Here is a 13146-nt window from a genome sequence, read left to right as displayed (position 1 = left end):
AAAAGAATGCGGTTTGGCCTAATATAAGCAAAAAGCAAGCTTTTTTGACCCGAAATCGGGCTTCGGAACGTTAATTCTACAATTTGTTGAAAAAGCTAAGCGTATCTTCTTTGTCTTGTTGTAGCTGATGTTTCAATGCCTCGAGACCGGTAAACTTCACGTCATGGCGTAGAAATTCCATAAAGGTCATGGTGATATCCTGCCCGTAGATCTCCTGATTGAAGTCAAAAATGTTGACTTCAATGTTTCGCGTCATACCATTGATGGTTGGACGCTGACCGATATAAGCCATGCCTTTGAAGCTGCCTTCATTCAATGTCACAGTAACGGCATAGATCCCATCAGAAGGGATGAGTTTATAGGTTTCCTCTACAAAAATGTTTGCTGTTGGGAAGCCAATGGTGCGGCCAATCTTGTCGCCTTTAATCACGCGGCCACGGATACTAAAGTGGTAACCGAGGAAGGTTGCCGCCAAAGCAACATCGCCACATAACAGCGCCTTGCGGATCTGGGTAGAGGATACTGCTACGTCATGGATATCTTGTTCCGCAATCTCTTCCACATCAAAACCTCTGATCTTGCCGGCAGCAATAAGATGTTGCATACCACCTTTCCGGTCCTTCCCAAAGCGATGGTCATAACCCACGATAATGTGTTTGATACCTATCGTGCCGACCAGAACATTATTAATGTACTCATCGGGGCTAAGGTTGGAGAAATCCCTGGTGAAAGGGGTGATGATCAGGTGATCGACGCCAAGTTCTTCTAAAATGGCAGCCTTTTCATTAATGGTATTGATCATCTTCAAATCCTGATTTTCCGGATCCAGGATCAAGCGCGGATGCGGAAAAAAGGTTAATATTACCGTCTCTCCACCAGTTGCCCTGGCAGTTTCCACCAAACGGCTGATGATCTTACGGTGGCCAAAATGAACGCCGTCAAAAGTTCCTATCGCTGCAACAGCGTTGTCCAGTTTTTTGAAATCCGATAAATGATGGTATATTTTCAAAGCTTGATCGTTAATGTAAGGCATGTTTCTTCACTACACCACCTTTGAGGTCTGCAATCTGTTGCTGAACCACAAAAGCATCCCCATCAATCTGTCTGATGGCGGTCTGTAGTTTGCTCATCTCAATTTTCGTGACAATTGTATATAAAATGTCAATGTCTTTTTTAATCCCATAACCACCTTCACCTTTGTATATCGTTACGCCGCGTTTCATGTCATTGATAATGAAAGCTTTTATTTCTTCATTCTTGTCAGAAATGATGGTTACACCGGTGTATTGTTCAATGCCGTTTACGATATAGTCTACAGTATTTGAAGCTGACAAATAGGTAAGAATGGCATACAATGCTGTTTCAATGTTCACAAGAATTGCAGCAACGCAGAAGATGAGGATGTTCAAGATCAGAATGATATTCCCGACCGTAAGTACACTATTTCTGCTGATATATAAGGCGAGCACCTCGGTTCCATCGATAACGCAACCACCGCGCATGGCCAGGCCAATACCTCCACCGAGGAATAGTCCACCAAAAAACGCGATTAATAATTTATCATGCGTAATGGGTTCAAAAGGTACTACGGCAAGCATCAACGACAGCAGGACGATAGCTATAGAAGTCTTTACGGCAAAGGTTTTCCCGATCTGACGGAAACCCAGGATCACGAAAGGAATGTTAATGATTACGATCAAGTAGTAAAGCTCCAATCTGGTCAGTTTAGTGATCAACAGCGAAATACCAGTTACGCCGCCATCAATAAAACCGTTTGGCATCAGAAAGCTTTTCAGCCCAAAACAAGCCGAAGTTACACCGGCTCCAATGAACAATATCTCCTTAAAAAGGTGAAGATATTTGTTTTCTGCACGATCGGCCATCGTTATGCTTGTTTTAAACTACGGATATGGGTTACAAGTTCCTGAACCTCGAAAGCATTTTCAAGCAAAAAATCGCCGCTGCGGGTCCGGGTAAGTTTTGAAAGATAAGCGCCGCTGTTCAAAGCTGCACCAAAGTCAGATACCAGGGAACGTATATAAGTGCCTTTGCTACAAACGATGCGAAAATCGACCTCGGGCAAGGCAATTCTCGTGATCTCAAACGCTGATACGGTCACATTTCTTAACCGCAACTCGGTTTTTTCACCAAGCCGGGCTTTAACATAAAGGCGTTCTCCATTTACTTTCACCGCAGAGTGTGCAGGTGGATATTGCTGGATATCGCCAATAAAGGCCGCAGTTGCTGCATGAATTTGCGCTTCCGTGATATGATCAGTAGGATATTCCTGGTCTACCTCCGTCTCCATATCAAAGGACGGGGTAGAGGCGCCAAGGATCATGGTTCCCGTGTATTCCTTTTCCTGCGCCTGGAAGGTGTCGATCTGTTTGGTGAGTTTACCGGTACAGATGATCAGCAATCCGGTAGCGAGCGGATCAAGCGTTCCAGCATGGCCCACTTTAAGTTTAAGCGGTTTGAAGGAGTTCCTTAACTTTCCTACAACATCAAAGCTGGTCCATTTGTATGGCTTGTTGATGAGTAAAAGTTCCCCTTCAGCGAAGTTAAACTCCGGGAATGTTGTTGCCGGAACCGGCATTTCTATAATTTCAGACATTATGCGACTACGAGTGGTACATTGGCGAAGTACAATCCGAGAATGATTAGTCCGACTGCAATTCTATACCAGCCAAAAATACGAAATCCATGTTTGGATAAGTAACCGATAAATGATCTGATTGCAATAATTGCAACAATAAAACCAACCACGTTTCCAAAAAGCAGAAGCTTAACGTTCTCGGCATTCAGAAGCTCGTAACCTTTAAGGAGCTTATATCCCGTGGCAGCGCACATCGTTGGAACTGCAAGGAAAAACGAGAACTCTGCTGCGGCATTTCTGGTTAGCTTCTGTTGCATACCGCCGATAATGGTCGCTGCACTGCGGCTTAATCCTGGAAAAACAACTGCAAGTACCTGGAAACATCCAATCTTGAATGCGGTAAGATTACTCATTTCCTGCTCATCATAAATGGTAGGATTTTTAAAGAACTTATCAATGAACAGCAATATCACGCCACCTACCAACAGTACAACCGCGATAAAGATCGGGTTACCTAAGGTGTTATCGATAAAGTCGTTCAATATAAATCCAAAGAATAAAGCCGGAATCACAGCGATGAGCAATTTCAAATAAAACTGCCATTTGCTGAAGTCGATAAACTTTTTCCAGTAAAGGGCCACTACGGCCAGGATTGCGCCAAGCTGAATGGCGACTTCAAATAGTTTAACAAAATCATCTTCACCAATACCCATGATTGAGCTGGCGATAACCATGTGTCCTGTGGAAGAAACGGGCAAAAACTCGGTTAACCCTTCGATAATTGCAAGGATCAGTGCTTGTAGATAGGTCATGTATTACGCTTATTTCTTTAAAATAGCGTAAACGCCAAAACCAAAACCAAACAAAACAACCATTGGCGCGATCAATGTCTTACGTACATCGTAGATGTCAGTGTCGCCAATCATCAGGATAAATCCAAAAACAACGATCAGCATGCTGATGATCAGTAACTGGTAGTTCTTTTTGGTGAAAACCATTTCATTGTTGGTATCCTGATGTACAGGAGGAGTTTTTCTTTCTAACATTATCTATATAGATCGTAAATTTTTAAACGTAAGTATCTGGTAACAGCAAAATGCGTGCTAATAGCGGTGATGAAGATGCCTACACCCACCAGGAACAGCAACACAATACCGAATTCGGTGTAGTTTCTCAGGATCACGATCTCAGGAATTTCCCTTTGTGCATAGAATAAGAAACCAAGCAAGATGATGATCGCGATTAATGCAGCAATTAAACCGTGCAATGCTGCGATCAGAATGAAAGGCTTGCGGATGAAGTTTCTGGTTGCACCAACCAGCTGCATACTCTTAATCAGAAAACGTTGAGAGTAGATGGCCAATCTGATGGTATTGTTGATCAAGGCGATAGAGATCAGCAACAGAATACCCGCAAATGCAAGGATAATCAAGCTAATGGTATTGATATTCTGGTTGACCATGTCGATCAATGAACTCTGATAGATCACTTCTTTCACCACTGGATTTTTCGCCAGCTGCGTTTTCAGTGTTTCAATACTTTTATTGTTGGCGTAATCAGCCTTTAAATACACGTCTACCGTAGAAAGCAATGGGTTATAACCAAGGAAGTTTACGAAATCCTCACCAAGATCATCCGTTAAATTTTTAGCGGCAAGTTCCTTATTCACATATTGGGTCTGTTTGATGGCAACATTCGCATCCAGTTCTTTCTGCAGCTGAAGCACATCAGATTCCTTTGCACCCTCATCTACAATGATGTTAAGCACAATGTTCTCTTTCACGTAATTAGAAAGGTTTTTGGCGTGAACCAGGATCAGGCCAAGCATACCCAGCATAACCAGAACCAAGGCAATACTAAATATGGTGGATATGTAAATGGTTTTAGTCTTCTTAGAAGCATCGCTTACTTCAAATTCTTCCATGTAATTCTATTTATGTTTTGCGAAAATAAAAAAATATAAGGTAGTAAAGTAAATTATATCCCTTTAATGCTTGTTTTTAAAATTGCTTAAACGCAAAAACTCAGTGTAGTAACATAGTGGGAGGTCAATATTAACATTTCTTAACATGCCAGTTGTGGTATACGGACCACTAACAGGGGGTTGACAAGGGGTTAACAAAGCTTTAGCCTTGTCAAGGCCTTGTCAACCCCCTGTCAACCCCTTGTTAACGCCTTGATAATCCTTGTTTCCGGGTATCCAATTCCGCAATCTTAAAACAGCCTTAGCACTTCGACCAAACTGATCGAGATCGCTCATAGATTCACATTGAATACAAATGGTTACATTTGATAAAAACATCAAGAGGCAGCGCTTACGGATGATATGATTAGACTACTTTCGGGCTGGGGACTGCCGTCGAACTATGTAGACACGATCTCGCTCGTTATTGTGATTGGCGGTATTACTTACTTTACCATTGTGGTTGGGGAGTTGGTACCAAAAACTATTGCCATGAATAATCGGGAGGTATTGCATTGGTGATTGTACCAATTATCAAAGTTTTTACTTCCATCACCTTTCCTTTTGTGAAACTACTGTCGATTTCCACAAAATTGATTCTAAAAATAACCGGGATTAAAGAAACCGAAGGTGAGCGCGTGAGTGAGGATGAATTAAGATTTATGTTGAAAACCGCCGGTACTCAGGGCGTGCTTGAAACAGAGGAAAGTCAGGCCATGCAGAATCTTTTTTCCTTTACTGACCAAACGGCAAAGTCAATGATGACCCACAGTTCAGAGGTGGAATGGATAGATTATAATTGGTCGAAGGATTTGATTTTAGCCAAATTTACCAAAAGTGCACATTCGAAATTCCCGGTAGGCGAGGGTACGCTCGACAATTTGAAGGGTGTGGTCTCCATTAAAGACTTATTGGAGAACTATAATCGTCCCGATTTTCATATCAGTCAAATCTTGTTAAGGCCGATTTACGTGATCCAGAATACGCCAGCTTTTAAAATATTGAACCTTTTCAAAGGCAAGAAGCAGTATATGGGGGTCGTTGTTGACGAATATGGTAGTGTGCGTGGAATAATTACGTTGCATGACTTAATCGAAGCCATCGTAGGGGATTTACCGGATGAAGATGAAATTCAGGAAGAGCACATAACCAAACGGGAAGATGGCAGCCACCTGATCAATGGGCGTACTACCATTCTCGAAATAAACAAGTTCTTCTCCAGCGAAGTGATTGAGGAAAACATTGGACAGTATACCACAATTTCGGGATTTATGATCTATCATCTCAAGTCCATGCCTCATGCCGGTGATATCGTCAGGGTTAAGAACCTGAAGTTTGAGATCTTAGATATGGATGGTGTGCGTATTGACAAGGTTGCTGTTACAGAACTTGACCTTGCATAAACATTGGAGATTCCCGACCTTCGTATCTTTGCAGAAAGTTTAGATTGAATGAGTTTATATAAGACGAATGAAGAAGTAGAGATACAGCGGGAAAGTTGTTTGCTGGTAAGTTCCACCATCGCAGAGGTTGCCAAAGCAATTAAACCGGGTATTACAACGCTTTCTTTGAATACACTTGGCGAGACCTTTATACGGGATAATGGAGGTTTACCATCTTGTAAAGGCTACCACGGATTTCCTTATGCTTTATGTATTTCCGTGAATGAACAAGTTGTACATGGCTTCCCTGGTAGTTACGTGATTAAAGATGGTGATGTTATTACCATCGATACGGTGATTTCCAAAAACGGTTTTCATGGAGATCATGCCTATACTTTCATCGTTGGTGAAACCACACCCGAGATTCTGCAACTTATAAAGGTGACCAAAGAGTCATTGTATTTAGGCATTAAGCAGGCCGTAACCGGAAATCGAATTGGTGATATTGCGTATGCGATCGAGCAATACACGCATGGTCAGCATGGCTATGGCGTGATCAAGGAATTTGTAGGTCATGGTGTTGGTCGCCAGATGCATGAGGATCCTCAGGTGCCAAATTATGGCAGAAGAGGTACTGGTAAAAAACTGCAGGAAAATATGGTTCTGGCAATTGAGCCGATGATTTCATTAGGGAGCCCAGATATTTATACCCTAGAAGATGGCTGGACCGTATCCACTGAGGACGGCCTGGCAGCCGCACATTTTGAACATAATGTATGTGTTAAAAAAGGCACACCAATTATACTTTCAGATTTTACAAGAATTGAGGCTGCAGAAAAGCAGAATGTGAATTTGAACAGCAGTTACTATTAGTTAGGTTTTATTTATTTTTTGGAAGCCCTGCAGCGATGCGGGGCTTTTTTGTAGGAAATGTTATCTTAGTATTGATGGGAAGTGGAATCGAAGTTAGATGCTAATAAACGTCTTCAGCAAAGCAGATTTGAATCGTTAAGAACATATACCTCTCGCAATGGTTATCAAAATGCGTAAATTGCTGTCTAAAACAAGGAAACATTGTTATGAAAAAGGAAGTGGTGTTAAGCAAGTTTGAGGCTGATATTATCTCCCATACTGATGATATTGAGCGTCTAAAAAGAGATGTTTTTAGGCCTGACATCGAAAAATTGATATTATTTACAAAAATGCTTCGTACCAATGCTACACTAAAGAGGGCTAAAATCATCCATAAATAAATATGGATATTATGGATGAAGCATTGTTACGCTTTTGGAGCTTGCTAAACAGTAATGATGTGCAGTATATAATGGTGGGCGGATTTGCCACCAGGAATTAGACGTTATGACTACCATGAAAGGTCTTGAATAATATATTTTTCAAGATTGTCTTAACTGTGCCTCTATTGCAGACTTTGAAGGAATACAGGTTCCTTTCCTCCATATCAATCAGCTTATCCTGAATAAAAAGGTCGTAAATAGGCCGAAAGATCAGATCGATGTGATTGAGCTTGAGAAAATCAAAAAGCTAAGAAATAGCTAAATGCAGCTTAACTTAAATGCTAAGTTATAGATAGGGCAGTTTCTGCGCTATCTATAACTTCATTTTCTTAACTTAAAACTTCACGGTTGGCGGCAAATATTTCGCAATCAAATCCTCGTAGTAAGGCTTCAATTCCGAAAGCACCGGCGCCTTTGGACTTTTCGAATAAAGGTCATAAGGATTGAATTTATCCACCCATTTAAACATTTCGTGGTCATGCGCGTTAAGCAGGTGATCATAGGCATGTTCCCGGTGCTGTGAATAGAACGAGTGATACCTGATCATATACAAGGCTTCTTCGGGAAGATAGTCTTTGGTGAGGTGATACATGTACTCATCGTGGCCCCAGGACATATGTACCTGATCCAAACCGCAGTGTTCGGAATAAACGCCCAACTTCGTGTTGAACCTTCCATCATGGGAATCAGGATTGGCCTCGAAGAACTCTGGAAACACGATCTTGTCAGAAAACTTACAACCTACTGGAAAGGAATCACCCACAACGTTCCACTGTGGTTCACCAAACAAGCAGAGCACCTTACCCAGGTCATGAATGAAGCCCGTTAATACAAACCAATCCGGGTGACCATCCGCTCTGATCGCTTCTGCCGTTTGCAGCAGGTGTTGCAGCTGATCCAATGAGGTATCCGGATCTGAATCATCAACCAGTGTATTCAGGTACTCCATGGCCGACCACCAAGGCATCTCCATTTGTTCGAACTTCAAAAACTTCGCTTTTTTAGCTAAGACATTATCGTAGGTCTGATAGGTGTGGTTAAGCCGGTAGAATTCCCGAATCGGATTGTCCGACTCGCTGTCATAACTTCTAAACTCAGACTTTGTCTTCGCAGGTTCGGGGTATCTTGCGACAACATCGTCTTCCCATACATCAAGACTCGATAGTGGTGACTTTTCTTTTTCGCTTAGCTGTTTCATAATTAAGTTGTTTTAGTTGATATCTAGTTACCAGAAAACCGTATATAGTGCCGCCAGAATACCACATATCACAACAGAGGCGACGATAAAGCCAGGCGTTACCCTGAACATTTCTTTATTGATTTCAAGTCCTTTCGGATTGTTCTTACTCTCGGGATCTGAAACAGTGATCAGATACATTAAGATAAGAATAATGCAGAACACCCAGGACATCCGGTTTAAAAATGGAATCGGCTCAACTGCACCGCCGGTAAGGGTGGGCAGAAACTTGAACAGTACAGATAATGGAATGGTGAGTAACGCTGCGGTGAGTGCTGCCCTGGAGGTTGTTCTCTTCCAGAAGAACCCTAAAAGGAATATCGCAAATACGCCAGGAGATATAAATCCAACATACTCCTGTATAAATTGATAAACCTGATCAAAACTCCGCAATGCAGGTGCCACAATAATGGCAATCAATGAGGAAATGATTACGGCCCATCTGCCAATGCTCACCATTTTGCTTTCCGTGGCTTCAGGATTGATGAATTTCTTGTAAATATCTAAGGTAAAGATGGTTGCAATGCTGTTACACTTGCCGGCCAGGGAGGCGACAATTGCTGCGGTGAGCGCCGCAAAGGCCAATCCTTTTATGCCTACCGGCAATAGGTTCATCAATACTGGGTAAGCATGATCTGGCTTCACCGTACCATTAGCGTCCACCATTTCCGTTTGAAAATAACCTTGCTGGAAAAGCACGAATACGGCGATGCCTGGGATTACAACAATAACCGGGATCAGCAATTTTAGAAATGCGGCAAAAAGCAATCCCGCACGTCCGGTTTTCAGATCGGCACCAAGTGCACGTTGAACGATATACTGGTTACATCCCCAGTAATTTAGATTGTTGATCCAAAGACCACCGGCAAGAACTGCAATACCCGGCAGATCATCATAATATTTGTGCCCTTTGGAGAAGATCATGTGGAAATGATCATCCGCTTCAACCCGCAGCACCCCAAGTGCGTCAATGATGCCGTTGCCGTTTACCTTGTCAGAGACAAGTTGCAGTGCCATATAACAGGTGACCAGTCCTCCAAGCACCAACACCAACACTTGGATCACGTCGGTGTAGCCAATCACTTTCATGCCACCAAGTGTAATGATTGCAGAGAAAATAGCCAGAGCTATTACACAAACATAAAAGGGGATACCTGTAATAGTCTCTATTGCCAGTGCACCAAGAAAGAAAATGGAGGTCAGATTCACAAAGACGTATACCAGCAACCAGAATACGGCCATGAGTGTGCTTACGGTGTTGTTATAACGTCCCGACAGGAACTGCGGCATGGTATAGATATGGTTCTTGACGTAGATGGGGAGGAAGAAAACAGCTACAATGATCAACGTGGCAGCAGCCATCCACTCATAGCTTGCAATGGCAAGTCCCATAGCAAATCCCGAACCCGCCATGCCAATGAAATGCTCTGCGGAAATGTTTGACGCGATAATTGAGGCACCAATTGCCCACCAGGTTAGGGAACCTTCAGCCAGAAAGTAATCCTTGGTGTCCGTTCGTGTTTGCTTTTTTCGCTGATAAACCCAGTATCCATAACTTAGAATTACAATAAAGTAGATTAAAAAGATGACGTAGTCGTAAACGGAAAGGTGATTCATGTGCCGGCTAGAAATTTGGTTGATTCAATTTGATAATAATTCTTTTTAAAATTCTGAATTACTGCAAATTATTTTCTGAAAAGTCGTAAAACCTGATGATAGCCACACGCTGAACCTGTTATTGAATGATTCGGCCAGGTACTAAAGGGCTTCCTGATTTCGCAATTGGTAAATAATCTTTAATTTCGCCGTATACATAGGAAATAGCGGAAAATGGATTATCAATTCAAAGAAATAGAAAAAAAGTGGCAGGGCTTCTGGGCAGAAAATCAAACCTTTAAAGCAGCGCAAACGACTGACAAACCGAAGTTTTATGTTTTAGACATGTTCCCGTATCCATCAGGTGCCGGACTACATGTTGGACACCCACTAGGATACATTGCTTCTGACATTTTTTCCAGATATAAAAGATTAAAAGGCTTCAACGTGCTGCATCCGATGGGCTATGACTCCTTTGGTTTGCCGGCAGAGCAATATGCGATTCAAACCGGACAACATCCGGCATTGACAACCGAGCAGAATATCAATACCTACCGCAGACAGCTGGACCAGATCGGATTTTCTTTCGACTGGAGCAAGGAAATCCGTACCAGTGAACCATCTTACTACAAGTGGACCCAATGGATCTTCATGCAGCTGTTCAATTCCTGGTATAATGTAGAAACTGACCGTGCGGAAAACATCAGTACCCTGATTGCGAAGTTTGAAACTTCTGGCAGTGCCGGCATTAAGGCTGCGGCAGATGAGGATGTGCTTACATTTGATGCTTCGGAATGGGCAGCAATGACCGAAGAAGCTAAACAAACAGAATTGCTGAAGTACCGCTTAACATACTTAAGAGAAAGTACTGTGAACTGGTGTGCGGCACTTGGGACGGTACTTGCAAATGATGAGGTGATCGGCGGTTATTCTGAACGTGGCGGTCATCCGGTAGAGCAGAAGAAAATGATGCAATGGAGCATGCGCATTTCTGCATACGCAGAACGTTTACTTCAAGGTCTGAATACGGTTGACTTTTCGGAGCCAGTAAAGGAAATGCAACGCAACTGGATCGGCAAGAGTGTTGGTGCTAGCGTGAAGTTTCCAATTGAAAATCATACCGGCCATATCGAAGTTTTCACCACGCGTGTGGATACAATTTATGGGGTATCTTTTCTGGTACTTGCGCCGGAGCATGAGCTTGTGGCGGAACTGACCACACCTGAACAAAAAGAAGCGGTAGAAAACTATATCGCACAAACCCGTAAAAAGTCCGAGCTGGACCGTATGGCAGATACCAAGACGGTTTCTGGTGCTTTCACCGGCCGTTATGTGCTTAATCCGGTAAGTGGTGAAAGGGTGCAGCTTTGGATTGCCGACTACGTACTTGCAGGTTACGGAACTGGTGCAGTGATGGGTGTTCCAAGTGGTGACCAGCGCGATTGGCTATTCGCTACGCATTTCGGTTTGCCCATCCTGCAGATCTTAGATAGGCAAGCCGACCTGGATAAACAGGCGGATCCGACCAAAGAAGGTCAATACATCAACTCTGGTATCATCAATGGTATGAGCTACAAAGAAGCCATTGATACTTTGAACAAATGGCTGGAAGATAACAAGGCGGGTAAAGCGAAAATCAACTACCGTATGCGTGATGCCATATTTGGGCGTCAGCGTTACTGGGGTGAGCCGATTCCGGTGTATTTCAAAGCCGGTATTCCATACCTGATTAAAGAAGAGGAGCTTCCTTTATTGCTGCCTGAGGTAGATAAATATCTGCCTACAGAAACTGGTGAGCCTCCGCTGGGCCGGGCCACAAACTGGAGCTACGAGCAGCAATATGAATACGAATTGAGCACCATGCCGGGTTGGGCAGGTTCCAGCTGGTACTGGTACCGTTATATGGATTCAAAAAATGAGGCAGCTTTTGCGTCTAAAGAAGCGATCGACTACTGGCAGGATGTGGATCTTTATATCGGTGGTGCGGAACATGCTACCGGTCACTTGCTGTACAGCCGTTTCTGGAACAAGTTCCTTAAAGATCTTGGCTATGTGCAACAGGAAGAGCCTTTCAAAAAACTGATCAATCAGGGCATGATCCAGGGCCGCAGTAATTTTGTTTACCGCGTGATGGACGAAGATGGTAAATCCACAAACACCCTGGTATCTCATGGGCTTAAAGGCAGCTATAAAACCACTGCACTACATGTGGATGTGAACATCGTAGAAAATGAGGTACTGAATATCGAGAAGTTCAAGCTTTTCCGTCCGGAGTTCAAAGACGCTGAATTTATTCTGGAGAATGGTAAATACATCTGTGGCGTTGAGGTGGAAAAGATGTCAAAATCTAAGTTCAACGTGGTGAACCCGGATGTGTTGATCGAGAACTATGGTGCTGATACTTTGAGGATGTACGAGATGTTCTTAGGACCACTAGAGCAGAGTAAGCCCTGGAACACCAATGGTATAGAAGGTGTATTCAAGTTTTTGAGAAAGTTCTGGAGGTTGTTCCATAACGATGCATGGGAATTCAAGGTAAGTGATGCCGAGCCTACGAAAGCGGAGTTGAAAGCATTGCACAAGATCATCAAGAAGGTTCAGGATGATATTGAACGTTTTTCTTTCAATACATCTGTTTCCAGCTTCATGATCGCGGTGAATGAACTGACGGACCTAAAGTCTAACAACAAGCAGATCCTCCAGGATATGGTGATTGTACTATCATCTTATGCACCACATATATGTGAAGAACTTTGGACCTTGTTAGGTAATGAAGCAGGTACATTATCCTACGCTGCATATCCGACATTTAATCCGGATTACCTGGTTGAAGATGAGATCAGCTACCCGATTTCTGTTAACGGAAAAACTCGTATGAACCTGAGTATCAGTTCTACAATGGAAGCAAAGGAGATCGAGGAACTTGTGTTGGCTAACGAACAGGTTCAGAAGTATCTTGATGGTAAATCGCCTAAAAAGGTGATTGTTGTGAAGGGTAGAATTGTGAACATTGTGGTTTAATAAACACTAACTAACATAGTTGTTAACATTTAATGTTGATAACACAACGCCGCATT

13 protein-coding genes are annotated in these 13146 nt (G+C 42.9%); 5 read left to right on the top strand and 8 right to left on the bottom strand.

Annotation, left to right across the window (positions count from 1 at the left end):
* Positions 1 to 76: 76 nt before the first annotated feature.
* The 6 genes from AC5WJX_RS09940 to AC5WJX_RS09915 are packed head-to-tail and all read right to left on the bottom strand — an operon-like array spanning position 77 to position 4520.
* Positions 77 to 1009 (bottom strand): bifunctional riboflavin kinase/FAD synthetase, encoded by a 933-nt coding sequence (locus AC5WJX_RS09940; RefSeq protein ID WP_494484385.1) that lies wholly within the window; start codon positions 1007 to 1009, stop codon positions 77 to 79.
* Positions 1010 to 1019: 10 nt separating this feature from the next.
* A complete protein-coding gene (locus AC5WJX_RS09935; protein WP_494484384.1) occupies positions 1020 to 1883 on the bottom strand; it encodes a YitT family protein in 864 nt (287 codons plus the stop codon).
* A 2-nt stretch (positions 1884 to 1885) separates the two neighbouring features.
* The gene (truB, locus tag AC5WJX_RS09930) at positions 1886 to 2614 is read right to left on the bottom strand and encodes a tRNA pseudouridine(55) synthase TruB (RefSeq protein WP_494484383.1); all 729 of its coding nucleotides are present in this window, start codon (positions 2612 to 2614) and stop codon (positions 1886 to 1888) included.
* A complete protein-coding gene (locus tag AC5WJX_RS09925; RefSeq protein ID WP_494484382.1) occupies positions 2614 to 3408 on the bottom strand; it encodes an undecaprenyl-diphosphate phosphatase in 795 nt (264 codons plus the stop codon). Before AC5WJX_RS09925 ends, truB begins: the two co-directional genes overlap by 1 nt.
* A 9-nt stretch (positions 3409 to 3417) precedes the next feature.
* The gene (locus AC5WJX_RS09920; protein WP_494484381.1) at positions 3418 to 3642 is read right to left on the bottom strand and encodes a DUF3098 domain-containing protein; all 225 of its coding nucleotides are present in this window, start codon (positions 3640 to 3642) and stop codon (positions 3418 to 3420) included.
* Complete coding sequence (locus AC5WJX_RS09915; RefSeq protein ID WP_494484380.1) at positions 3642 to 4520, bottom strand: cell division protein FtsX; 879 nt, start codon at positions 4518 to 4520, stop codon at positions 3642 to 3644. Before AC5WJX_RS09915 ends, AC5WJX_RS09920 begins: the two co-directional genes overlap by 1 nt.
* A 402-nt stretch (positions 4521 to 4922) precedes the next feature.
* Between AC5WJX_RS09915 and AC5WJX_RS09910 the strand changes: the two genes are divergently transcribed.
* The 4 genes from AC5WJX_RS09910 to AC5WJX_RS09895 all read left to right on the top strand — a co-directional run bounded on the left by AC5WJX_RS09910 (position 4923) and on the right by AC5WJX_RS09895 (position 7194).
* Complete coding sequence (locus AC5WJX_RS09910; RefSeq protein WP_494484379.1) at positions 4923 to 5081, top strand: CNNM domain-containing protein; 159 nt, start codon at positions 4923 to 4925, stop codon at positions 5079 to 5081.
* The gene (locus tag AC5WJX_RS09905) at positions 5078 to 5962 is read left to right on the top strand and encodes a hemolysin family protein (protein ID WP_494484378.1); all 885 of its coding nucleotides are present in this window, start codon (positions 5078 to 5080) and stop codon (positions 5960 to 5962) included. Before AC5WJX_RS09910 ends, AC5WJX_RS09905 begins: the two co-directional genes overlap by 4 nt.
* Before the next feature lie 48 nt (positions 5963 to 6010).
* Positions 6011 to 6814, top strand: a complete 804-nt coding sequence (gene map, locus AC5WJX_RS09900; RefSeq protein ID WP_494484377.1) for a type I methionyl aminopeptidase — start codon at positions 6011 to 6013, stop codon at positions 6812 to 6814.
* Between the two features lie 206 nt (positions 6815 to 7020).
* Positions 7021 to 7194 carry a hypothetical protein gene (locus tag AC5WJX_RS09895; RefSeq protein ID WP_494484376.1) on the top strand — a complete coding sequence of 58 codons (174 nt, stop codon included), beginning with the start codon at positions 7021 to 7023 and terminating at the stop codon, positions 7192 to 7194.
* Positions 7195 to 7570: 376 nt separating this feature from the next.
* On the opposite strand, the gene AC5WJX_RS09890 is transcribed toward AC5WJX_RS09895, so the two are convergent.
* Both AC5WJX_RS09890 and AC5WJX_RS09885 read right to left on the bottom strand, forming a co-directional pair.
* On the bottom strand, positions 7571 to 8434 hold the full coding sequence (locus tag AC5WJX_RS09890) for an inositol oxygenase family protein (RefSeq protein WP_494484375.1): 864 nt from the start codon (positions 8432 to 8434) through the stop codon (positions 7571 to 7573).
* A gap of 27 nt (positions 8435 to 8461) precedes the next feature.
* The gene (locus AC5WJX_RS09885; protein WP_494484374.1) at positions 8462 to 10090 is read right to left on the bottom strand and encodes a sodium/sugar symporter; all 1629 of its coding nucleotides are present in this window, start codon (positions 10088 to 10090) and stop codon (positions 8462 to 8464) included.
* A 213-nt stretch (positions 10091 to 10303) separates the two neighbouring features.
* Between AC5WJX_RS09885 and leuS the strand changes: the two genes are divergently transcribed.
* Positions 10304 to 13090: a leucine--tRNA ligase gene (gene leuS, locus AC5WJX_RS09880; protein ID WP_494484373.1), complete on the top strand. Its 2787-nt coding sequence runs from the start codon at positions 10304 to 10306 to the stop codon at positions 13088 to 13090.
* Positions 13091 to 13146: the final 56 nt, after the last annotated feature.

This window comes from Pedobacter sp. NEAU-ZC8 (assembly GCF_059278965.1).
Note: the sequence above shows the minus strand (reverse complement) of the source record. Positions and strands in the feature narration are given on the sequence as shown.

Excerpts from the sequence above, each read along its gene's own strand:
- AC5WJX_RS09925 (WP_494484382.1), bottom strand. The coding sequence starts at position 3,408 with ATGACCTATCTACAAGCACTGATCCTTGCAATTATCGAAGGGTTAACC.
- AC5WJX_RS09885 (WP_494484374.1), bottom strand. The coding sequence starts at position 10,090 with ATGAATCACCTTTCCGTTTACGACTACGTCATCTTTTTAATCTACTTT.
- AC5WJX_RS09935 (WP_494484384.1), bottom strand. The coding sequence starts at position 1,883 with ATGGCCGATCGTGCAGAAAACAAATATCTTCACCTTTTTAAGGAGATA.
- leuS (WP_494484373.1), top strand. The coding sequence starts at position 10,304 with ATGGATTATCAATTCAAAGAAATAGAAAAAAAGTGGCAGGGCTTCTGG.
- AC5WJX_RS09920 (WP_494484381.1), bottom strand. The coding sequence starts at position 3,642 with ATGTTAGAAAGAAAAACTCCTCCTGTACATCAGGATACCAACAATGAA.
- truB (WP_494484383.1), bottom strand. The coding sequence starts at position 2,614 with ATGTCTGAAATTATAGAAATGCCGGTTCCGGCAACAACATTCCCGGAG.
- AC5WJX_RS09895 (WP_494484376.1), top strand. The coding sequence starts at position 7,021 with ATGAAAAAGGAAGTGGTGTTAAGCAAGTTTGAGGCTGATATTATCTCC.
- AC5WJX_RS09890 (WP_494484375.1), bottom strand. The coding sequence starts at position 8,434 with ATGAAACAGCTAAGCGAAAAAGAAAAGTCACCACTATCGAGTCTTGAT.
- AC5WJX_RS09910 (WP_494484379.1), top strand. The coding sequence starts at position 4,923 with ATGATTAGACTACTTTCGGGCTGGGGACTGCCGTCGAACTATGTAGAC.
- AC5WJX_RS09915 (WP_494484380.1), bottom strand. The coding sequence starts at position 4,520 with ATGGAAGAATTTGAAGTAAGCGATGCTTCTAAGAAGACTAAAACCATT.
- map (WP_494484377.1), top strand. The coding sequence starts at position 6,011 with ATGAGTTTATATAAGACGAATGAAGAAGTAGAGATACAGCGGGAAAGT.